At 38.3% G+C, this 21,391-nt stretch carries 20 protein-coding genes and 1 pseudogene; 9 read left to right on the forward strand and 12 right to left on the reverse strand.

Annotation, left to right across the window (positions count from 1 at the left end; translation table 11 throughout):
* The first annotated feature begins 136 nt into the window (after nt 1–136).
* Nucleotides 137–802 (forward strand): 7-carboxy-7-deazaguanine synthase QueE, encoded by a 666-nt coding sequence (queE, locus tag J8L71_RS17470; RefSeq protein WP_211001678.1) that lies wholly within the window; start codon nt 137–139, stop codon nt 800–802.
* 252 nt (nt 803–1,054) lie between these two features.
* Here the strand turns inward: queE and J8L71_RS17475 are convergent, their stop codons facing one another.
* From J8L71_RS17475 to J8L71_RS17490, 4 genes and pseudogenes are all read right to left on the reverse strand, one after another.
* Complete coding sequence (locus tag J8L71_RS17475) at nt 1,055–1,927, reverse strand: hypothetical protein (RefSeq protein ID WP_211001647.1); 873 nt, start codon at nt 1,925–1,927, stop codon at nt 1,055–1,057.
* Nucleotides 1,928–2,090: 163 nt separating this feature from the next.
* Entirely contained in the window at nt 2,091–2,462 is a 372-nt protein-coding gene (locus J8L71_RS17480) for a hypothetical protein (protein WP_211001648.1), read from the reverse strand.
* A 193-nt stretch (nt 2,463–2,655) separates the two neighbouring features.
* A pseudogene (bcp, locus tag J8L71_RS17485) lies at nt 2,656–3,140 on the reverse strand (thioredoxin-dependent thiol peroxidase).
* 104 nt (nt 3,141–3,244) lie between these two features.
* Nucleotides 3,245–5,143: a hypothetical protein gene (locus J8L71_RS17490; RefSeq protein ID WP_211001649.1), complete on the reverse strand. Its 1,899-nt coding sequence runs from the start codon at nt 5,141–5,143 to the stop codon at nt 3,245–3,247.
* Nucleotides 5,144–5,764: 621 nt separating this feature from the next.
* Here J8L71_RS17490 and J8L71_RS17495 point away from each other — a divergent pair.
* Nucleotides 5,765–6,286, forward strand: a complete 522-nt coding sequence (locus tag J8L71_RS17495; RefSeq protein ID WP_211001650.1) for a GNAT family N-acetyltransferase — start codon at nt 5,765–5,767, stop codon at nt 6,284–6,286.
* Between the two features lie 223 nt (nt 6,287–6,509).
* Here J8L71_RS17495 and bcp (J8L71_RS17500) read toward each other — a convergent pair whose 3' ends face one another.
* Both bcp (J8L71_RS17500) and J8L71_RS17505 read right to left on the reverse strand, forming a co-directional pair.
* Entirely contained in the window at nt 6,510–6,989 is a 480-nt protein-coding gene (gene bcp / locus J8L71_RS17500) for a thioredoxin-dependent thiol peroxidase (protein ID WP_211001651.1), read from the reverse strand.
* Nucleotides 6,990–6,999: 10 nt separating this feature from the next.
* Entirely contained in the window at nt 7,000–7,536 is a 537-nt protein-coding gene (locus J8L71_RS17505; protein WP_058548128.1) for an ACT domain-containing protein, read from the reverse strand.
* Between the two features lie 359 nt (nt 7,537–7,895).
* Between J8L71_RS17505 and bamC the strand changes: the two genes are divergently transcribed.
* Both bamC and J8L71_RS17515 read left to right on the forward strand, forming a co-directional pair.
* A complete protein-coding gene (gene bamC, locus J8L71_RS17510) occupies nt 7,896–8,957 on the forward strand; it encodes an outer membrane protein assembly factor BamC (protein ID WP_211001652.1) in 1,062 nt (353 codons plus the stop codon).
* Between the two features lie 67 nt (nt 8,958–9,024).
* Nucleotides 9,025–10,395, forward strand: a complete 1,371-nt coding sequence (locus tag J8L71_RS17515) for a YjiH family protein (protein WP_211001653.1) — start codon at nt 9,025–9,027, stop codon at nt 10,393–10,395.
* A 129-nt stretch (nt 10,396–10,524) separates the two neighbouring features.
* On the opposite strand, the gene J8L71_RS17520 is transcribed toward J8L71_RS17515, so the two are convergent.
* Nucleotides 10,525–11,061, reverse strand: a complete 537-nt coding sequence (locus J8L71_RS17520) for an acyloxyacyl hydrolase (protein ID WP_211001654.1) — start codon at nt 11,059–11,061, stop codon at nt 10,525–10,527.
* Nucleotides 11,062–11,302: 241 nt separating this feature from the next.
* Here J8L71_RS17520 and J8L71_RS17525 point away from each other — a divergent pair, with 241 nt between their 5' ends.
* Nucleotides 11,303–11,896: an ABC transporter substrate-binding protein gene (locus J8L71_RS17525; RefSeq protein ID WP_211001655.1), complete on the forward strand. Its 594-nt coding sequence runs from the start codon at nt 11,303–11,305 to the stop codon at nt 11,894–11,896.
* Nucleotides 11,897–12,126: 230 nt separating this feature from the next.
* Nucleotides 12,127–13,464, forward strand: coding sequence for an ankyrin repeat domain-containing protein (locus J8L71_RS17530; protein ID WP_211001656.1), 1,338 nt, complete (start codon nt 12,127–12,129; stop codon nt 13,462–13,464).
* Nucleotides 13,465–13,726: 262 nt separating this feature from the next.
* On the opposite strand, the gene J8L71_RS17535 is transcribed toward J8L71_RS17530, so the two are convergent.
* From J8L71_RS17535 to J8L71_RS17555, 5 genes are read right to left on the reverse strand one after another with little or no spacing between them, the layout of a single operon-like run.
* A complete protein-coding gene (locus J8L71_RS17535) occupies nt 13,727–14,170 on the reverse strand; it encodes a DUF2069 domain-containing protein (RefSeq protein ID WP_211001657.1) in 444 nt (147 codons plus the stop codon).
* Nucleotides 14,167–14,721: an NAD(P)H:quinone oxidoreductase gene (wrbA, locus tag J8L71_RS17540; RefSeq protein ID WP_211001658.1), complete on the reverse strand. Its 555-nt coding sequence runs from the start codon at nt 14,719–14,721 to the stop codon at nt 14,167–14,169. Before wrbA ends, J8L71_RS17535 begins: the two co-directional genes overlap by 4 nt.
* Nucleotides 14,721–15,068 (reverse strand): arsenate reductase (glutaredoxin), encoded by a 348-nt coding sequence (gene arsC, locus J8L71_RS17545; RefSeq protein ID WP_211001659.1) that lies wholly within the window; start codon nt 15,066–15,068, stop codon nt 14,721–14,723. Before arsC ends, wrbA begins: the two co-directional genes overlap by 1 nt.
* Nucleotides 15,069–15,121: 53 nt before the next feature.
* The gene (locus J8L71_RS17550) at nt 15,122–16,579 is read right to left on the reverse strand and encodes a M48 family metalloprotease (RefSeq protein ID WP_211001660.1); all 1,458 of its coding nucleotides are present in this window, start codon (nt 16,577–16,579) and stop codon (nt 15,122–15,124) included.
* 1 nt (nt 16,580) lies between these two features.
* Entirely contained in the window at nt 16,581–17,246 is a 666-nt protein-coding gene (locus J8L71_RS17555; protein ID WP_211001661.1) for a hypothetical protein, read from the reverse strand.
* Nucleotides 17,247–17,392: 146 nt separating this feature from the next.
* On the opposite strand from J8L71_RS17555, the gene J8L71_RS17560 reads away from it, so the two are divergent.
* From J8L71_RS17560 to J8L71_RS17570, 3 genes are all read left to right on the forward strand, one after another.
* Nucleotides 17,393–17,611 carry a sulfurtransferase TusA family protein gene (locus J8L71_RS17560; RefSeq protein ID WP_211001662.1) on the forward strand — a complete coding sequence of 73 codons (219 nt, stop codon included), beginning with the start codon at nt 17,393–17,395 and terminating at the stop codon, nt 17,609–17,611.
* Entirely contained in the window at nt 17,604–18,680 is a 1,077-nt protein-coding gene (locus tag J8L71_RS17565; RefSeq protein ID WP_211001663.1) for an AI-2E family transporter, read from the forward strand. Before J8L71_RS17560 ends, J8L71_RS17565 begins: the two co-directional genes overlap by 8 nt.
* A gap of 136 nt (nt 18,681–18,816) precedes the next feature.
* Entirely contained in the window at nt 18,817–21,072 is a 2,256-nt protein-coding gene (locus tag J8L71_RS17570; protein WP_211001664.1) for an aminotransferase class V-fold PLP-dependent enzyme, read from the forward strand.
* The last annotated feature ends 319 nt before the right edge of the window (nt 21,073–21,391 follow it).

Raw genomic sequence — 21,391 nt, forward strand, 5'->3', positions numbered from 1 at the left:
TGCTCTTAGTTTTAATAGAGGTTTATATCAGGGCGCGATATACTACACGGCCGCAGCTTAAATAACAATTTTTGCACAGCGCTTTTTCGTCTTTAATAGTAGCAATTTGGCTACTAGGTAGTAAGTGAGATCTCTTTTGTACAAAATTAATGAAGTGTTTGAAACCATTCAAGGTGAAGCAAGTTTTACTGGCACACCCTCAATATTTTTACGTTTGCAAGGCTGCCCTGTAGGTTGCTCGTGGTGTGATACCAAACAAACGTGGGATGTTGATAATGTATATAAAGTATCGCTGGATGAAACCGTAGAGAAAAAAGCCGACTCAGATCATTGGGCTAACGCCAGTGCAGAGCAAATTTTAGCGTTGTTTCAATCACGTGGTTATACCGCAAAACACGTAGTTATTACTGGCGGCGAGCCATGTATGTTCGACTTAAATCCAGTATGTAACTTATTACACGAACACGGTTTTAGCACACAAATAGAAACCAGCGGCACGTTTGAAATACTCGCCCCAGAGCAAACCTGGGTCACGGTATCACCAAAAATCAATATGCGCGGCGGTTATGAAGTACTTACCAGCGCAATGAAACGTGCAGACGAGATAAAACACCCCGTTGCTATGCAAAAGCACGTAGAAGAGCTAGAAGCGTTATTTGCTAAAACAGGTGTTAATCCAAAGCTTGTTTACTTACAGCCAATTAGCCAAAAAGTATCAGCAACTAAACTCGCAATCGACACCTGTATTGCCAAAAACTGGCGCTTATCAATACAAGTACATAAATATTTAGGAATTAGTTAAAGCGCAAGAGCAGCTGTAAGTGAATAGCGATAAGCTGCTCGGCGTTAATTCGAAGGTTGGGTTGAGTGAAACGAAACCCAACGAACTTCCAAAACCCACACCCCCAATAATCCCGTATTTTTTGAAAACGTAGGTCGGATAAGCGAAGCGCCATCCGACGCAGTAATATATTTGAGTTTCGGTGAATATAAACAGCTAACTAATTATGATGTATGAAGTCAAGATTTGACCCCTCTGGCTTTTAAAAGAAAGCTAAGGGTTTGTCATTGTTCTTACCTCTGAGCGTGTAGGTGCCCCTAATGCTTCAAAGTTTTCTACCTTAACGTCAGAACCAAAAATATTTGTAAGCATTCCTTTATAATCAGCGGAGGTATGTTCAAAGTTTAGGGAGTATAAGGGCTTTAATTGATCTCTACTAATATTTCGCTCATCAGCCACTTTCAATAATCTTTGACCTATGTCCAAGAAACCTGACTCATCCATACTTCCCACAACATCATCCCCAATTTTAAAAACGGAAGTTTGAGGGGCTTCTTCAAAGAACAACTTACGACGGATGAAATTATCTATACTCTGCTGTTCTGATGCTTGAGCATCCTTAAGAGTATTAATTTCGTTAGATACAAAAGATTTATAAGATTTATTATTGTATAGCTCAAAAACTTCTGCATTCGTAGGCCCTTTTCCTAGTGAAAATACTTCAACACTACCATTACTAGGATACTTTTCCTCAACTAAACGCTTTAAGGATTGTGGATCGCCTTTAGACTCTGAGAGGATAGTTTCTACCCCGCTCCTTCCAGAAAATGAGCCATCGTGATTTAAGTAACCCATAACTTGGCCATCTACTTCTACTATCGCAGCGACATCCGCGTTACTCCCTTTTTCTTTGTAGAACTTTTCAAGGTTTTCTATGGAGTTACTTAAAGCTCGAAAGTCAGTTTTAGAGATTAATTCTTCACTGCTAGATGATTTATGAATATTTTGCTCTGTAATTTTATAAATAATGTTTGTTGAGTTTTTTAAATTTGGGTCGTTAGATTCATTCTTATTTAGGGTAGTTCCTTCACTTTTTTGAGGAATATATTGGTTGAAAGCACTGTTATTAGGGGAAGTGATTTGCATAGTCTTATCCTTTAATGTATGTCCACTTAAAGCCTATTAGAGGTGCGATGAGTAGCTTACTAATAGCTTAATTAAATTTAGCAAAAAGTGGGCCAAACAGGAGAAATTCACATTATTCAAATGGTTGAGTTATAAATTCACATGTTTAACATAGTAGCTTTAATTAGAGTAGAGAAATAAAATTTCCTAAATTAGCGGCAAGATTTAACCGCTTTAGAGAAAGGCATGAGCTATTGCTCAACCATTGATCTAGCGAACATTTTTTCATAGGCTGTAGTAAATAAGCCATTAAGGTTTGCGTTCCTGTTTTAATATGAACCTCGGCAGGCATACCTGGAAGTAGCTTAAGACCATTTTTCGTTAATAAATGTTGGCTTTCTGGTTTTACTGATATTCTGACTAAATAGTATTGCCGCTCAGCTCTCTCATTTTCAAGTCTATCTGCAGAAATGTTTTCAACTGTACCATCAATTATTAATTTATCTGCATTTTTAAATGTACTAAACCTTAAGTCGACGTGCTGCCCTAATGACAAACGGCTGATCTCAAGAAACTAAAGGGGTCAAATCTTGACTCCATACATCAAAATCATTGCCTACCTACTTATCCCTCAATCATGCTTTCACTTAACCAAAATATTTAATAACTAGCATAAAAAAGCGTTGCTCTTGAGCAACGCTTTTCTGTATTTGTCTAATAGCTGGTAGCTAATTTACCCAACCACAAGCTTATTCAGCAGCTAAATAATCCAACACCACTTGATGATGATCTTTGGTTTTAAACTTATCAAATAGGTGTTTAATTTTACCGTCTTGGCCTACTAAAAATGTAAGGCGGTGAATACCATCGTATTCTTTACCCATAAACTTTTTGTAGCCCCATACGCCAAATGCTTCTGCAATGGCGTGATCTTCATCGGCTAGTAAATCAAAGTTAAGCTCTTTTTTAGTTTCAAAGTTTTTAAGGCGCTTAATTGGATCTGGGCTAATACCTACAACCCGGGTGTTAAATTTAGCAAGCTGTGCTTGCTCATCGCGTAGGTTTTCGGCTTGTACAGTACAACCCGGTGTTGACGCTTTAGGGTAAAAGTACACAAGCACTTGTTGCTCTTTTAACAGCTCACTTAATGTTACTGTTTCGTCGTTTTGGATTTGTAGGCTAAAGCAAGTGCAGTATCGCCAGCTTGTGTGGTGAATAGGGCCAGGTTTTGCATTTTGTCTTTATGTAATTAGTTGGCAAAAAATAATACCTGACCCCGATAGTTCCTCGTGAGATTAAATTTGTTTATAAGTAAGAATGGATGTCCAAGTTGTTATGTTATTCAACAATAACTAATGAGGCTCCTTCTGGCCTTATATATTCTTCAAACTCTGGCGCTGGTTCCATCAATAACCGGGCATTAATCACTTTCATTATAGCCATTTCATCTTCCATCAAGTATCCAGGATTCGGCTTAACTGCATATGCTGTTGTCGTAGCAAAGGTAATTGAGGCATCAGTATCGGTAATACTTTTTACAAAACGATAAGCTTGTTCAACATCAAATACTAAAGGTAGTGTAGGTACGTGCCATCTTTCTCTGACTGGAAACCAAGCGTGTTTGAGAACTTTTTTACCACTATAACTTGTCCAAGGTTTGTTAATCATATCTGGTAATGTGTATTCTTCGTATGCCCATGAATTAACCGGCGCGCCTGTAGCAATAGGAGTAACATGTCCGTGGGTAAAGTCTTGATATGTATTTAAGGGCTCATGCAAAATAACTTTATATTCTGTATCATTATTGTCATCGAGTCCGTCAGAATCCACCAAAATCGGACTACCATTTTGTTTAAAATAGTTTTTTCCTTGGTTGGCCGTTACAATAGAGCTGGGATCAGTCCTTTTAATCATATTAATGAAATCTTGTAGTTTTCCATCGTCGTTAATATTTGAGGTTGTATCTAACCAGTAACCATCTGCTAGATCTTTAAAACGTTCAACAAATCCTTGTATAAGATTTTCATAAGCCAAATATTCATTGCCAGCGAACTCAGTTGTATAATATGACTGCCATGCTGCTTTAACTTCATCACTTGCATTACCAACATAGTTTGTTGATATATATAGAATTACTTTTTTATCTGCATTTTTAAATGTCTGTAATACGTCGAGAATAATCTGTTCATTTTGGAGAGTAGGTACTAAGGTTTCATGAATTTCATTTGCAATATCCACATTACTATTTTGTCTTAACGTAAAATAATGAGAATGGGCAAAATACGATAAATTTGAAATGATATGCCCGACTGTCGGTAATTCATCCACAATTTCTTGCGCGCCAGCTCTGTAGTTATAATTATTAGCCACTTCACTATCAAGTCTCTCACCACCAAACACTGGATACGTTATTCCCCAAGATCCAGCCAACCATTGTGTACTATTCATTGATGGCACATTGGGATTTTCAATAGAGAAAGAGAACTGAATGTCACTTATTCCCCATACGCGCCCTGCATATCTATCACCCGCACCAGTAATAGTAAAACTATCTACAGCGTCAAGTGTAAATGTTTGGGAACCATCAAAAGTGCCAGAATCTAGCTCGGTTCCAAATCCTCTAATATGGTTATGACCATAACCGGCGTTAGTTTCCATCACATTAATCTTTGAAAAGCCGTTAAATAACACTCGGTAATCGCTAAGTGATACGTCAATGTTTTCTACGCTATAGCGCAAACTCTGCCCTTCACTAATCCCATCACCACTGTCACCATCAATATCCCAAACACTTTTATCTGCATCAGCCCAATAACTAACGGTTGATGAACTTCCTAATGCAGTGACTGATGATTCACCTGTTGATTCACTATAAATGAATGTAGAGCCCGAAAAAGCTTCAACTCTGACATCGAAGGTTAAGGTATCTTTGTCTCCATCATGATTAAAATCGTTACCGCGCCAGCTAATATTATATATAAGATTTTTGCCATCACTTGACTGTGAGCAACTAAGCTCACTTGAAACCAGTGTATTAACCTCAAACCCGTCATCAATACTCAGCGCTTGTTCTGACAAGGATTCAATGCAGGCTTGCGCACTCAAGGTGAATCTAGGTTCACTGAGATAACCTTGAGTATCAGGGCCAACAGTTTCTGCTACAGAACTCCCCGCATGACAACAAAGAATAAATAAAAACAGTAATAATGGTAATTTAGTTAAAGGGCTCGAAGTCACGTTTTGTTTCCTTAACAAGGGTGAAAATATTTTAAAATTTAAACATCGTAATAACGCAGCGGCGCTGACTGTGAGATAGTTTTTTGCAAGGTTACTTCGTTGGTTTAATGAGCAAAATGGTCAATATTAAACTCTGAGAACAGCCTGGCTACATTTGAAGTTAACATTTTCATAACACTACCACTTGCACTTCAAATATGGAACACTGCCGCACATATTAAAATATTCAATATAAACATTTGTTTAACTGAACTTATTTAAATTGTTTACCATGTAGTTCTGTATAGGAGATATTAGAATTAATTTGTTGGTTCAAATAACGGTATACGGCTCAGCTCCCGAGGGTATAAAAAGCCAAAGGGTCAAATATTAAAAGCTAAAGGGCCAAATCTTGACTTCATACATCAAATTATTATTCGCTCATTTACCCCTTGATCATACTTCGATTTAACCATAGCATTTAATAATCACCATAAAAAACGTTGCCTTAGAATAATACTTTTCTGTATATTTTTAATATTTCAAATGTTATTCAGCCGTTAAATAAGTTTAAGGTTATTTAATGGTGATCTTTAGTTTTAAACTTATAACTATAAAATTAATACTCACAAGGAAGAACACTTGCATATCCAAATTGCAGAACACATTAAACTGGCTCCTTTAGTGGAAGGCGATGCTGCGGGCATGTTAAAGACTGTTAATTTAAGTCGGGCAAGTTTAGGTGAATTTTTGCCTTGGGTAGAAGGGGTAAACAATATTGAATCAGCTAAAAAGTACATACTCGACAGAGTAAACAGCGGGCTTAATGGTTCGCGGTGGTTTAAAATTTATTATAAAGATAATCTGAGTGGTGTTTTTGCAGTTAAGTTTATTTGTCCTGATTTGAATATAGCGGAACTTGGTTACTGGTTAACTAGTGATGTACAAGGCAATGGTATTATCGGTCAAGTAATCGCAAGAGTGCCAAGCATACTCAAAAATACAAGCGCTAAAGTCATTGAGTTTAGATGCTTAGAACAAAATGTAGCTAGCATTAAAATTGCTTTAAAATCAGGTGCAAGTTTAGTTGATACTATTCCAAACTTTGTAGCGGTTGATGATAATACACGACAACAACTTAATATATACCAAGTGGCTTTATAAATAACCCTGAATACCAGACTCCCCAGTAATAACTTTATCTATTTAATTACTTTTTTATCAATTTTTCCCGCAATTATAACAATTGTTAGTTGGGAGCTTATAGCTAGAAATAAAGCGCAAATGTATAGGCATAAAAAAGCGTTGCCCTTGAGCAACGCTTTTCTGTATTTTTCTGATAGCTGATAGCTAACTTACTCAGCCACTAGCTTATTCTGCAGCTAACTTATTCAGCAGCTAAATAATCCAACACTACTTGATGGTGATCTTTGGTTTTAAACTTATCAAATAGGTGTTTTATTTTACCGTCTTGGGCTACTAAAAACGTTAGGCGGTGAATACCATCGTACTCTTTACCCATGAACTTTTTGTAGCCCCATACGCCAAAAGCTTCTGCAATGGCGTGATCTTCATCGGCTAGTAAATCAAAGTTAAGCTCTTTTTTAGTTTCAAAGTTTTTAAGGCGCTTAATTGGATCTGGGCTAATACCTACAACGCGGGTGTTAAATTTAGCAAGCTCTGCTTGTTGGTCACGTAAGTTTTCGGCTTGAACCGTACAACCCGGTGTAGAGGCTTTAGGGTAAAAGTACACAAGTACTTGTTGCTCTTTTAGCAGCTCGCTTAATGTGACTGTTTCGTCGTTTTGGTTTTGTAGGCTAAAAGCGGGTGCGGTATCACCGGCTTGTAGTGGGCTAATTTTGTTCATGCTTTGCTCCTTAGCGAATACGTTTAAAAATATAATCTACGTTAAGTGTGTGAGAAAGGTTTTCAAAACTAATTTTAAATTGGTCAATGTCTACATCAACCGGAATATTAAATTCAATTTCACAGCGCATTTTAGTATCGACTTCTTCATCGTATGTATCTGACTTTAAAGAGCAAATGCTAATGTTGTTGTCGGCAAAGTAGCGCGTTACTTTACTCAATGTACCAGGGGTGTCTATCCCTGTATATTCGAGCGTGTAACCGGCGCAAAATTCACTTTCGGTGTGACGAGTCGTGCTGCGCTTCATCATGGTCAGTAGGCCCAGCTCCATGCCTTTAGTTGGTAAGGTGTGCTCTATGCGGCTAATGGCCGACATGTCGCCGCTTAGCAGCATGGTAAAGGTAAACTCGCTGCCTAAAATGGCTATTCGGCTATCTACTATGTTGCAATGACAATCACTTACAAGTTGCGTAAGTTCACTTACAATTCCCGGCCTATCTTCGCCAATAGCAGTTAAAACAATTTGATGATTTGAAAATGCAGTCATGAAGTTTAATACCTACGTTTTTTGAAATATAACAACCGAGTTGATATAGCCCGATGCACATACAATACGTTGCACGGCGGCGAAGTTTAACACAAAAAGTGCTCTAAACTACAATGCGGGCTAATTAAGCGCTTTTAAAGTGCGGTGTTTCTTGTTTTTACTGGCATGGGAAAGTACCATAGCTAAAATTTGCTTAATTGCGCTTAGATTTTTTCTAATTCAAAGTGCTGAACTTTATTGCAATTAGGCAGCCAAATAATAAATGTAAAGTTAATATTGATTTTACACTGAACCAAATCAGCATCACCCACTCATATACTTGTTAAAACAATTAAAGGGTATGCTAAGGAGAAATATCTGTGCAGTATTGGATCCCAAAAGCGCTTGCAGTAAGTGTATTGGTAAGTTTATCAGGGTGTAGTGTATTTATTAATGAAGCACATAATGAGCGTAATTACCGTACTCATGAGCCAGTAAAAGCACCTGAGTCGTTATCTCAACCAGCTCAAGACCCAGTTTATAAAATGGATGTAGGTCAATACGACAACAATCCAGAAGCAACAAATTATCGCCCACCAGCACAAGTGCTTACTATCGCTAAAGGTAGCTGGGTTGAAGAAGGTGATAAACAGGCGCGTATTTACTTTGATAAAAACGACGGCATTGTTGATTTAGACGAATTTCTTTGGGATACAATTAAATCAGTACTTGCTGAGAATAATGCAGCGGCTACAAAAGAAGACAAACTATTAGGAATAATTGAAACCGATTGGTACTCAATTATAAAAACCGAAGAGAGCTTTTGGTGGTGGGGCGATGAAGTAAATGATGATTTAGAAAAATTCAGATTTACTATTGAAGAAAAATCGCACCAACGTACTGCCTCTTTACGTGTAGAGCTTATAGACTTTAAAGGTGATAACACGTTAACTGATTTATTAAAACAGCAGTTAGAAGTACGTGCACTTAACCAAGTAGTGAGTGAGTTTGACTACCGCTACCGCCAACTTGAAGTTGATATGCGTCAACGCCAAGGTATTATTTCTCTAGAAATGGGCTTTGATAACAAAGGTAATGCAGCACTTGTTACTGAGCAATCGTACGATGCAGTGTTTGACAGATTTTCAGGGTTTTTAGAGCGTTTATCGTTCACAATTGTTGAAATTAACCAAGAAACGGGTTTAATCACCGCCGATTATAATGCGCCAGAAAGCAGTGTATGGGATTCTATTTGGGGCGACGAAGTTGCTCAATTACCTATAGATGAAGGTCAGTACCAAATTTTAGTAAGTAAAACTAAAGAGGGCGGTACTAGCTTAACGTGGATGGATGACAAGGGGGAAACGCTTGAGCCAGGTACTATGAATGGTTTACAACAGGCGCTAGAAGCTGCACTTATTCAGCGCGGTATTAAAATTTAAATAATAATAAATTTTTACTACAAAAAGAGCGCTCAGCTCTTTTTGTAGTTTTTATAGGTTAAAAAATATGTCTCAGTTACCTCATCGTTCACATTACACGTGGCGCACTTGGTTTACTTTTTTAGTACCGTCGTTAATTGGTGTGTTTTTATTTATGACACCGATTTCTACCTCTCAGGGAATGACCATTCCTATTGCCGTGATGGCTAAAGCTGTGCAAACCATAATGTTTGGTTCTGCTCAAGCTATTATTACTCTAATTATTTGTATTACAGGGGTTATTTCTGTAATTACTAAAGCGTTTAAGCCTGCCGCAATTTGTAACTCGCCCTTATTAAAACACTTGTTTGATGTGAGCTGGATGTGGCTGGCAGTGCGTTTATTTGGTATGGCATTTGTTTTAATGACTCACTTAAGCGTGGGTAGCGAAATGATTATTTCTGCTAATACAGGTGCGCTTGTATTAAACGATTTACTCCCTGTGTTGTTTTCGGTGTTTATTTTAGCGGGGTTATTATTACCATTATTAATTAACTTTGGCTTATTAGAGCTTGCTGGTACTTTGATGACTAAAGTGATGCGACCCGTATTTGGCGTACCAGGGCGAAGTGCTGTTGATTGCACTGCATCGTGGTTAGGTGATGGCAGTGTGGGCATTTTGATGACGGCTAGACAGTACGATCAAAAACACTACACGCAACGTGAAGCCGCAATTATAGGTACTACGTTTTCAGCGGTATCAATTACGTTTAGTTTAGTGGTACTAGGGCAAGTAAAGCTTGAGTACTTATTTGCGCCGTTTTATGCCACGGTATGTTTAGCAGGTATTGTGGCCGCTATTATTGTGCCGCGTTTACCGCCTCTTTGCTTTAAAAAAGATGTACTTATAGATGGCAGCGAGCCAAATAGAGATGCAGAAACTATCCCTAATAATAAAACCTTATTTGGTCACTCTCTTGATGTAGCGCTTGCCAAAGCAGATAACTCAACAGGCGTTAAAGGCACTGTGAAAGAGGGCGTACATAATGCACTTGATATGGTATTTGGTGTATTGCCAGTCGTCATGGCTGTTGGTACATTTGCGTTAATTATTGCTGAGCATACGCCTATATTTCAGTATTTGGGTATGCCGTTTGTGCCATTTTTAGAGCTTCTACAAGTACCCGAAGCCGCTGCTGCATCGCAAACTATTATGGTTGGCTTTGCTGATATGTTTATACCGTCAATATTGGCGGCTGGCACCATTGAAAGTGACGTAACGCGCTTTATTATTGCTGCTATGAGTGTAACTCAGCTTATTTATATGTCTGAGGTAGGTGCGCTTATTTTAGGTAGTAAAATACCAGTAAATATTTTTGAGCTGTTCGTTATATTTATTTTGCGAACGCTTATTACGCTGCCTGTTATTGCTTTAATGGCTCATTGGCTAGTGGGCTAGTGCCAAGGCAACAAGCAAGTACAATATTAAAAGAGCCCTGATTTACAGGGCTTTTTTATGACTGTAATTTTTATAGTATGTATATACGCCCCGTATTATAAAAACACAGGTATTGCATTAGCTAAAGGATTAAAAGCGCCTAGCTACCGAAAGCGTTAAAAAGTTAAGGCCTGGATTTGGCTCTTTAAAACCGGCATTTGAGTAATGAATAACTCTCAGTGCGACATTAGTTTTACCAAAATCGGCGACAAGCCCTAAACGGTCTTCAAACTGGTAATGGGTGCTAATATTTTTACCCGCAAATTCAGTTTCATCAATAAGTGATACACCAATACCTGCTTCAACATAAAATGGGGTGTTGTTAAAGCTAAACGCCGGAAACTGCAGCACTGGTGACATAGCTAGCACAACATTAGACTGTGACTTATCGCCGTGGCGGTATTGCCACATGTTTATGCTCGTTTCAAAATAAAACCGTGCGTCACCTACCAGGTTTTGCATACTAGGGGCATGGTATTGGTAGGCTAGTTTAACGCCATTTACGTTACCTTCTCCTTTGAGAAAATCAACCGCATAGCCATGTGCTGATTGAGCAGATGCACTCTTTGCAAATAGCGATACTACTAATATAAAAGAAATATAAAGTGTTTTAAGTGACGTTTTCATAGGTGCCAACTGTTTGTTTTAGAATATAAAATAAATAATAAGGGCGACCTGTTTACTATTTCAATGAGGACAAAATGCCGGTTGTATATGAGCTGTTAACCGCTTTGTGTTAACACACTGAATTATATGTTTTTATTTTATTGGTGCTAATTGGGCATTAATAAGTTGCCTATTTAATGCTTTTTTTACTGAGGTAGATCACGTAAATTACAGCCATCTTAATCACACAGACATAACACTCATGAAATTAATTAAGCTTTTACTTATAGCGACAGCGTTTATTAGCAGTTTGGCTTATGCCAACCCACAAGAAGCACCAGATCGACTTCTTGAGTCGGTTGCAAATTCGTTATTTGCAGACATTGGTAAAGTAAATGCGCAAGGTAACGCGAGCAAAGCCGCAATGTCTAAAATTGTTGAAGAGCGCTTAATGCCGCATATTGATGTTAAATTTGTGTCGTTTAAATTACTTGGCAAGCACATTAAAGGTATAGAGCGCGAACAAGCAGTGCGTTTTATTGATGCCGTGGATCATTATTTAACAGGTACGTATGCCGGTGCATTAATGAAATACACAGGGCAAAAGGTGGTATTTGAGCGTAACAATGTTAAAAGTGACTCTGAATATGCAACGGTAAATACACAAATTATTGAGCCAAATGCACCCACTATTGATTTAAGTTTTAAACTTCGCTTAGGTAAGAATAACGAATGGAAAGTATACGACATTGTTGCTGAAGGCATTTCGTTATTAAGCGCTAAACAAAAAGAGATCATCCAACGTATTTCTGAAGTAGGTTTGGAGCAAGTTATTAGCGAATTACAAAGCAAATAATTTGTTTGTCTAGCTCTGATTAAGTCCAACTCCAACCTTAAAAACGACCAATTACTTATGTACTTGGCCGTTTTTATATTTGTAAGTAAAGGATTGATGTTATTGAGCAACTTTAGGCTCGCAGCTAAATAAAGGTGTGCTAGAATATCGAGACTTTGATTAAGCGTGGTGTCAGCTAAAAACTGATATAACTTACCACCCCCAAGCCACACTGGAGTTGTGTTGTTTTAATGGAAAATGTACTGATTTGGCCAAAGGAATACCCATTACTTATTAAAGGACTTGTAGAACAAAACGGTGCCTTTATTTTAGATGCTTTGGAAGCTTGGCCTGCTTGTCGTTCTACAAATGAAGACGATGGTGTTTGCACTACCGTGTTGCCACCTATTTATTACCTGGCATGGTTAACCCCGCTGGAACCATTTGAAGAATGTTATTTTCAACATATTTGCGAATATGATGAAGACGCTCAAGCTTATATTGGTGCGGTAAAAACCCATTATTACGATAATGAATACACCCCAGAAAGCTTAGCGCTTATGTTATTTCAGCGTCTTGAAAAGTACGCAAGTGTTGCTGCGCAAAGCGCCATTAATACACCACTTTCTTTAGTGGATTTATTATTTAGTAAACGCTATTTCACGCTTATTGAGCATGTGTTAAATCATAAAAGTAAACTCTCTGCAGAGGATGCTTTAGCGCTTTGGAAAGAAGTTGATTTTAGAGAGCGCTTAAGCGCCTTTATTCCAGAATCAATTGCTGATCTAGATAAACTGTCTGAGCTTGCTAGTGAAAAGGTGGCATCTGGTAAAGATTACTTCACTTTACTGACTCAAGTGTCGCCGGACGTTGATTCGGTTGTGCTACTTGAAAAGGCCTTACTTACTCATTTACGTAAAAAAACAGCTAAACAAACTATGGCTATGCGCTTTATTGAGCAAGGTGCAACAGGTGTACTGGCTGATGAAAACAATAAAACAGCTTTTATGTGGGCTGCTGAAAAAGGCTTTGTAAACGTAGTAGAAACCCTGCTTGCAAAGCAAGATAAAAAAGCAGTCGATAACTTAGGTAATACCGCATTACATTATGCTGTGATTGCTAAAAATGAGTCGTTGATGGTGCTATTAATTAAAGCCGGATACGATTTCAGAGCACGTAATAATGAAGGTTTAAGCTGTTACAGACTCGCGGTAAGTATTAAGGCTAATAATCTAGTTAAATGTTTAGAGCGCGATTTTGGTATTAAAGAGCTATCGCCAGAAGGGCAATTTGACCGAATCAAAAAAGTTCACGTGTTGCACGCTGTGGTTACGTTATTATTCCCATTACAGTTGTTTTTCTTTTTTGATGAAGCCGCTACGATTAAAAGTGAATTAACACTTGGTTTAACCATGGTAGCTGTGATTTGTTTTTTCTTTGCGGCCAGTTTAAAGCGCTGCGCGTTATACCCGCACATCAAACACCCTTGGGGGCTGTTTGTATTAAGAGGCTTTTCGTTATTAAGCTTGGTGGCTCAAATTGGGCTTGCGAGTATAGTGGCACTTGCTGCGTTAAGTGAGCTGGTTTAGTCACTGTTAAATAGTTAATAAAAAACGCGCTTAAAGTAATTTAAGCGCGTTTTTTAATTTATGTAGCGTGATACCTTATAGGGTATTAATACCAACTCCAATAAATAGCTGATCTATTTTACTTGCTAAAACAACTCATTTCTTTGTTGTAATTTTCGTAAAGGGAACAACCATTTACATCAGTTTACGCCTATAACTGAATTGTTTTTTCGGCGTAAAATTTAGAACACACACTTAATGGAGTTGGTATAATATTTAAGCGTTATTTACCGTGCTCGTTTGCGGCTTTTTCTTCAGCAAGCTCTTCTTTAAGTTTACGAATTTTTAAACCCTGCTCTTGCCCGCGATGCCTTGCATAGTATGTACAGCCAATAAACATAGACGATGCGAATATAAGCTCTAATAACACCCATATAAGCTCATCAGGCGCCGCCCAAAGCATGGTTAACCCGTGAATAAAGTAAAGCATTACAATAAAGTTTGCCCACGCATAGGTGTAGGTGTTGTCTTTAATTATGCCTCTTAGTGGCAGTAACAACGGGATGATAGGCGCAAATATTGACGCTAAACTCGTATTGCCATTTAAAGGAGGAATGCAATACATCCACACTGGAAGTAAAATCAATAAGCCTACATAACCAAATAGTGCGGCGCGCTGAAATTTTATAGTTATTGGCTTTTTAGCTGGAGTGTCAGCGGTGTTCATTTTAGTTTTCTCGCAATGTGAGTAAGGCGTTTGCCAACGCTTTGGCATATTTTAATTTCGTCTTTACTTAACTGTGTGCTATTGGCGCTTCCGGCTACATGCGTTGCACCATAAGGGGTTCCACCTGTTTGAGTAGCTAATAATTCAGGTACATCGTAGGGTATGCCAAGTAGCATCATACCGTGGTGTAAAAGTGGTAAAGACAAGTTAAGTAGTGTGGCTTCATTGCCGCCATGCATACTGCTTGATGACGAAAACACACAAGCTGGCTTGTCTATTAGTTGCCCTTTTAGCCATAGATCACTGGTGGTTTCCCAAAAGCTTTTAGCCTGAGAGGCCATCATGCCAAATCGTGTGGGCGTACCAAAAGCAAGGCCGTCGCAATTTATTAGTTCATCTTTTGAAATAACAATGTCGTGCGGATTTTTAGCAACAAAAGTACGTAGTAAGGCCGTTGCGCCTTGTTGCTCAATAGACTCAGCTATTTCGTGAGCCATAGCCTCTACAGAGCCATGGCTTGAGTGGTAAAGCACCACAATGGTTTCGCTCATTATAAAACGCTTAATACATTTTCTGGTGGGCGACCAATAGCTGCTTTATTGTTATTAACTACAATAGGGCGCTCAATTAGCTTTGGATTTTGTACCATGGCATCGGTTAAAGCTTGCTCGCTGTTTTCTTCTTTTAAGTTAAGCGCCTTATAAGCGTCTTCTTTAGTGCGCATAAGCTTACGAACGGAATCAAAACCAAGCTGGCTTACAAGGGTTGTAATTTGCTCATGTGTAAGAGGTGTTTTTAAATACTCAACAATATTTGGCTCTACATTGTTATTTTGTAATAGGGCAAGTGTTTCGCGTGATTTAGAACAACGAGGATTATGATAAATAGTAACAGACATAAAATGTATCCAAAGTGTGAATTGCCTCTATTTTAGGGCAAGCGCTTGCAGACTTAAAGTCTTGCAAGCTCTTTTTGTAAACGTCGGTATTGGGTAAGTAGTGCTTTTAAGCGTTGTTGCTTAACAAGTTCTGTTGGCTCTACAAAATTAAGTGCTTTTTGTACTTCGTCTGCGGCCTTTATATATGCGCCGTATTGCGATAGTACATCAGCATTTGCCTCATGATAGGCAGCAAGCTTGTCTTGTTTTTTATACGCATCAGCAAGTAATTGTTTACCTAAGTTATGATCTGGTTTTTCTAGTAAAAAACTTTTAAGTATATTTTCTGCCAGCTTGTATTGCTCAGCTTCAAGTGCTGCATTGGCGTAGTTTAGCGTAATAACCTGATTATTAGGGCGGTATTGGTTTAAATCGGCTAAAAATTTAACGGCTTCATCAGCCTTTTTTTGCGCTATAAGTAAATCTGTGTGGGTGTCGATATAAAATAAGTTTTTAGGGTCGTTTTTTAATAACTTATCAAGAATTGGCGCTGCTTCGTCTAACTTATCTTGATCGAGTAGGCTAATAGCTAAACCATACTTAAGGGCAATGTTACTGTAGTTATTTTCGCGTAATAGTTTTCTAAATAAATCTTCGGCTTGTTCTGGTTTGTTATCGTAGCGAGCAAGTACGCGACTTTTAGCTAAATTAAACTCAAGGCTTGGGTTTATATGACGTTGAGGATATTGCTCGGCGCGTAAACGCACATCAGATACACGGCTTTCAGGCAGTGGATGAGTAAGTAAAAACGCGGGTGGCTTATATTTGTAACGAATTTGTGCAGCGAGCTTTGTTAAAAACTCACTCGAAGCGCGTGCGTCAAAGCCTGCGTTGTTAAGTGTTTGCATACCAATACGGTCGGCTTCTTGCTCGGCAGAGCGGCTATGTGTTAACTGGCTAAATGCAGATTGTGTTTGGCTTGCTGAAATAATAGCAATACCCGCATCTGGCGCTACAACGGTTGCTAAGATACCGGCGATCATTCCGGCTATTGTCATCGCGCTATTGTCTTGTTGTTGCTGAATTCGACGAGCTAAATGGCGCTGTGTTACGTGAGCAATCTCGTGGCCAAGTACTGATGCAAATTGGCTTTCGTTATCGGCTTGCGCTATCAGTCCTGTGTGCACACCTACATGTCCGCCATAAAACGCAAAGGCATTTATTTCTGAGTTATTAATCCAAAAAAACGAAAACGGAAAACGTACATCATTAGCATTTGCTACTAGTTTTCTGCCGATAGTTGTTAGGTATTCGTCAAGCACAGGATCGTTTATAACAGGTGATGAACCGCGTATCTGCATCATCATGACTTCGCCAATGGCTTGCTCTTTTTCAAGTGGCAAGACTTGTAATGCGGAGGTTCCTAAATCAGGAAGTGTAAAGTTAGTCTGCGCCTTTAATGGTTCACTCACTAATAAGCTAAATGTTAGTGCGGCGCTACATAAAGTGATAAATGCTGATTTTAGCTGCATTTTATTCCTTGTTTAATGGTTCGCCAATGGCTATTTTGGCAATATCTATTTCGTCACTGCTTGCGCGGCTGTCTTTTTCGCACAATTGGTAGAGTTCTTTTATTGTGACTCCGTCAAGCTTTACAACGTTCAATTCGCGCTGTAAAAAAGTAATAATTTTATGTACTACTTTGTGCGCATGTAAAATAAGTGCTTTATCGGCTTTATCTCCACTTTCAAAATAAAAGCCAATAAACTTATGAAGCTGGTTTATTCTTATTAAGTTTTTCATCGAATGTGGATCCCACACTCTAAATTCCATAAAACGGTTGTCTTTGATGTATTGATCAACAATAACATCTTTTGCATAAGGTTGAGCCCACAGCTCAAAACCTCTGTCGGTAAATACTTGGTGCAGTGCTATGCGTGGTTTATGTTTTGTATGTATTTCACCAAAGTTATCTTCGTAGCCATCTAGTAAGTCTAAGTTCCAGTTGCGTTTATCGAGTAAGCTTTTTACTGCGTTATCAAATCCGTGTTCTAACACACCTTCTGATTCACTAACCGAAGACGCCACTAAATGATAAAAAGGAGGCAGCTCGCCCCAGTTAATCTGTTTTTTAAACCAATTAATCTCTTTGAGTGTTGGATTACTTGGTAGATGCGCTTTATTATGCGTTCCAGACATTAACTTATCCTTACTGCTAACTATTTCACAAGGATAAACTATTGCATGATTTGTTTTAAGAAAAAGTTACAGCTGTTCATGCTTTATAAGTATATTGACCGACAATATGCGACTTATTATTCATTTACTATGCGAGTAAAGCCGTTATGTTAGAGCGTGATTTAAAACCGTTTAAATGTCCGCAGCAGTTTGTGCAGTTTAAACTTGCCTTAAAAAATGCACAGTCATCAAAACAGCGTATTCGTTTTAGTGTAAACAAAGACGAAAGTGCACATGACATAGAGCGCTTTTTGCAAAAAAATGCTTATCGTTACAACTATGATAGACAACAAGGGTTGTTATTAGTGGAGCCATTACATGTTTGAATACGTAAAAGAATGGTACGAAAGGAAGTTCTCGGATCCTCATTCGGTTACTTTATTATTTTTATTATTAGCCTCGGTAGCCTTACTTTATTTTTTTGGTTCGTTAATCGTGCCGGTTTTAGTGGCACTGGTAATTGCTTATTTACTTGATTGGCCGGTAGTGCATTTAGAGCGCTTTGGTGTAAAACGTTTTGGTGCTACGGTCATTGTAATGCTAATTTTTATAAGCATTATGCTTACCCTTATTTTGGTTATTGGCCCTGTACTTTGGAAGCAAACCAGTAATTTAGTGCAAGAAACCCCGCACATGCTAGAGCAAGGTAAGTCGTATTTAATTGCACTGCCTGAGCAATACCCAAGTTTAATTAATATTGAACAGGTGCAAGCGATAGTCGCAACTGTTGAAGACAAAATTATTGAGTTTGGCCAAGTGGTTTTATCGTTTTCGCTTACGTCGTTAAAAGATGTGGTGGCATGGCTTATCTACTTAGTACTTGTGCCGCTACTTGTGTTTTTTATGCTTAAAGATAAGTTAGAGCTAACAGGTAGCGCTGCTAAACTTATACCGCAGCAACGGCGCTTAATTTTGCAGGTATGGAATGAAATGAACCAGCAAATAATGAATTACATTCGCGGTAAAGTGTTTGAAATTTTAATTGTTGGCGGCGTTTCGTTCATCGCTTTTACTGTTTTAGAGCTTCGTTATGCGGCGCTTTTAGGCGTACTGGTTGGCTTTTCGGTATTAATTCCTTTTATAGGCGCAGCACTTGTTACTATTCCGGTTGCCGCTGTGGCGTTATTTCAATTTGGCCTTGAAACGCAGTTTTGGACCATTTTAATAATTTACGGAATCATCCAGGCACTTGATGGCAATGTATTAGTGCCGCTGTTGTTTTCGGAAGCGGTTGACTTAAACCCCGTGTTTATAATTGTGGCAGTGTTATTTTTTGGTGGCCTGTGGGGTTTTTGGGGGGTGTTTTTTGCCATTCCATTAGCATCGCTTGTAAAAGCATTAATAAATGCGTGGTCATCAACACATGAAGAAATAACTAAAGAGTTGGCAGAGTAACGCTACAAACAAATTTTTAGTATAAAAAAGAATAGTAAACGCACCTAAGTTGCTAAAGAGTTATTACTCATTACCACTAAATTTATGTACTATTGGTAATAAGATATATTTTTTAGTAATAAAGGTGCGTTTTTTAATGTCTGAGTTTTTATTGCCCGATGAACCACTAAAACAAGTTTACCTTGATGCAAATGCAACAACACCAGTGTTGCCATGCATTGCCGATGTGGTGTCCCATACTATGCAAATATGTTTTGGTAATCCTTCTAGCCCACATATTAGTGGTATTCAAGCTAAACACTTATTAGAACAAACACGCGATAAAGCGCGCACCGTTATTGGTGCTAAAAACGGCGACATTTTGTTTACCTCTGGTGCTACAGAGGGCATTCAAACGGCGGTAGTTTCTACGCTTATTAATGCTAAAAAACACACGATTAAAAACCCAGTATTACTTTATGGTGCTACAGAGCACAAAGCTGTGCCAAATACATTGAAACATTGGAATAACGTACTTGAAATAAACGCCCAAGTGCTTGCTATTCCCGTTGATAGTAACGGTATTTTAGATTTAGATTTTATTGCAAAGCACATTGATAACGCATTGATGATCTGCACAATGGCGGTTAATAACGAAACTGGCGTGTATCAAGATTTAGCGGCAATAGAGCAAGTAATTCGCATCCGTAACAAAAATGTATCGTGGATGGTTGATTGCGTTCAAGCACTTGGTAAGCAAGCGCTTGCGCTTAGCGATACAACGATAGATTACGCGCCGTTTTCAGGGCATAAACTTTATGCACCCAAAGGGATTGGTTTACTTTATATTAAAAAAGGCAGTGCTTATACGCCATTTATAGCCGGTGGCGGACAAGAAAGCGGTATGCGCTCAGGCACAGAAAACCTGCCAGGTATTGCAGGTTTAAATAAGCTTTTTAGCTTATTACTTGATAAAACAGATGATACCTTTAAGTCATTAGAGACATTAAATAGCTATCGCAGTGAGTTACACGAAGCATTAAAAAATACATTTGGCGATATTACGTTTAACCATCGTTTTGAGCATTCAGTACCAACAACATTAAACTTTGCTGTAAACGATTTAACGTCAAAAGAAGTAATTGATTTGTTTGACGCGGCTGGCATTCGTGTTAGTGGCGGGTCTGCGTGTAGTACAGGTGCTGCGCAAAGCTTTGTACTTGATGCAATGGGCGCAAGTAAATGGCAAAGCGAAAATGCAATTAGGCTCTCGTTTGGCCCAGCTGCCACGCAGCAAGATATAACTTATGCTTGTGAGCGTATTCGTGCTTTAAAACAAATACTTCAAGCAAACTGTTTAATCGTATCTGACAGCACTACACCACAACAAGAAGTGTGCGCACTGGGGTTAACTCAATTTAGGCATCATGGCGCGTGTAGTTGGTTGTATGTGAGCGATGATAAACATGCAGTTATTATTGACCCCATTATAGAGCTTATCCCTCGGTTTGAAAAAATAGCGAATACGCAAAACTTAAAGGTAGCAGCTGTACTTAACACTCATAATCATCAAGAGCGAGAGTCTGCAACACAGCTATTAACCAGTGTATTAGCATCTAGGCTTGTGAATAGTGAGGTTGATGCACTTGGTTGGCCTATTGATCTGGCTAAAATCAATTTAGCATATGACGTGCTTGAAAAAGTAGCGACACCAGGACACAGCGAAGATAGCGTCAGTTATTTATTAAAAAATAGCGCGGGTGAAACGCAATACTGTTTTTGTGGCGATTTAATACTACCTGCGGGGCTTGGTAACACATCGCTCAAAGGGGGCGATGCTAAAGTAATGGCGCAGTCTATTTTAACATTAAGCATGCAGCTTACAGACCGCAGTATTATTTGCTCTGGGCATGACTATCAGCAGTGTTTTGCTATGAACTGGGCTGTTCAGCAAAAGCAAACGCCTTTATTAAAAGCTTTAAACAATGGCGAGATTACAATCGATAAGTTTGCAGTGCAAAAGCAGCAATACGATGTACAAAAACAAGTTAGTAACACTCAGTTGTGTGGTTATGTAAATGCGCTGCCAAAAATTGACACACAACAGCTAAGTTTTGACGATGCAAAAGTAATGCTTGGCACTGATAACACTTATTTAATTGATACACGAGAACCATATGAGCATGGCGCTACAAATGTAGCTCAGTTATTTAATACTCCCAACGTAAACACATTAAATATACCACTTAGCAGAATGGCTAATGCGGTATTTGAAGGGCAGCTTAGTAAAAACAATAGTTATATTTTATTGTGTCGAAGCGGAAACCGCTCAAAAATAGCGGCTAATAATTTAATGCAGCTAGGGTATAAAACCGTTTATAACTTAAATGGTGGCTTGGCACTGAGTAATTAACAGCAGCGGTTAATAATAAGTCGGCTTTAAGGCCGACTTTTTTATTTATGCATACTTATTAGATAAATATACAAACACTCGTTAAAAGTCATTAATATTTCGTTTTTTGGGTTTAAGCTATATCAGTGCCTTTAAAATTAAGGGATAATTAATTTATAAAATTTTTATGATACCGGTGTCAAAAGCTAAAAATTGCGTTATCATCTGCATCTAAAATTATAAAAACAGCACTTTTTTTGCATTTTTAGTTATGCTATCGACATTTAAATTTAGTATAAAAAACAGTGTTGAGAGTTTTGCTTTTATAAAAAGCATTTTT

Source organism: Pseudoalteromonas sp. MMG007 (assembly GCF_018100985.1).
Classification (GTDB): Bacteria; Pseudomonadota; Gammaproteobacteria; order Enterobacterales; family Alteromonadaceae; genus Pseudoalteromonas.

Excerpts from the sequence above, each read along its gene's own strand:
- J8L71_RS17560 (WP_211001662.1), top strand. The coding sequence starts at position 17,393 with ATGTTAGAGCGTGATTTAAAACCGTTTAAATGTCCGCAGCAGTTTGTG.
- J8L71_RS17550 (WP_211001660.1), bottom strand. The coding sequence starts at position 16,579 with ATGCAGCTAAAATCAGCATTTATCACTTTATGTAGCGCCGCACTAACA.
- J8L71_RS17570 (WP_211001664.1), top strand. The coding sequence starts at position 18,817 with ATGTCTGAGTTTTTATTGCCCGATGAACCACTAAAACAAGTTTACCTT.
- J8L71_RS17475 (WP_211001647.1), bottom strand. The coding sequence starts at position 1,927 with ATGCAAATCACTTCCCCTAATAACAGTGCTTTCAACCAATATATTCCT.
- J8L71_RS17515 (WP_211001653.1), top strand. The coding sequence starts at position 9,025 with ATGTCTCAGTTACCTCATCGTTCACATTACACGTGGCGCACTTGGTTT.
- J8L71_RS17565 (WP_211001663.1), top strand. The coding sequence starts at position 17,604 with ATGTTTGAATACGTAAAAGAATGGTACGAAAGGAAGTTCTCGGATCCT.
- J8L71_RS17505 (WP_058548128.1), bottom strand. The coding sequence starts at position 7,536 with ATGACTGCATTTTCAAATCATCAAATTGTTTTAACTGCTATTGGCGAA.
- wrbA (WP_211001658.1), bottom strand. The coding sequence starts at position 14,721 with ATGAGCGAAACCATTGTGGTGCTTTACCACTCAAGCCATGGCTCTGTA.
- J8L71_RS17525 (WP_211001655.1), top strand. The coding sequence starts at position 11,303 with ATGAAATTAATTAAGCTTTTACTTATAGCGACAGCGTTTATTAGCAGT.
- J8L71_RS17530 (WP_211001656.1), top strand. The coding sequence starts at position 12,127 with ATGGAAAATGTACTGATTTGGCCAAAGGAATACCCATTACTTATTAAA.
- J8L71_RS17520 (WP_211001654.1), bottom strand. The coding sequence starts at position 11,061 with ATGAAAACGTCACTTAAAACACTTTATATTTCTTTTATATTAGTAGTA.
- arsC (WP_211001659.1), bottom strand. The coding sequence starts at position 15,068 with ATGTCTGTTACTATTTATCATAATCCTCGTTGTTCTAAATCACGCGAA.
- bcp (WP_211001651.1), bottom strand. The coding sequence starts at position 6,989 with ATGAACAAAATTAGCCCACTACAAGCCGGTGATACCGCACCCGCTTTT.
- J8L71_RS17535 (WP_211001657.1), bottom strand. The coding sequence starts at position 14,170 with ATGAACACCGCTGACACTCCAGCTAAAAAGCCAATAACTATAAAATTT.
- J8L71_RS17555 (WP_211001661.1), bottom strand. The coding sequence starts at position 17,246 with ATGTCTGGAACGCATAATAAAGCGCATCTACCAAGTAATCCAACACTC.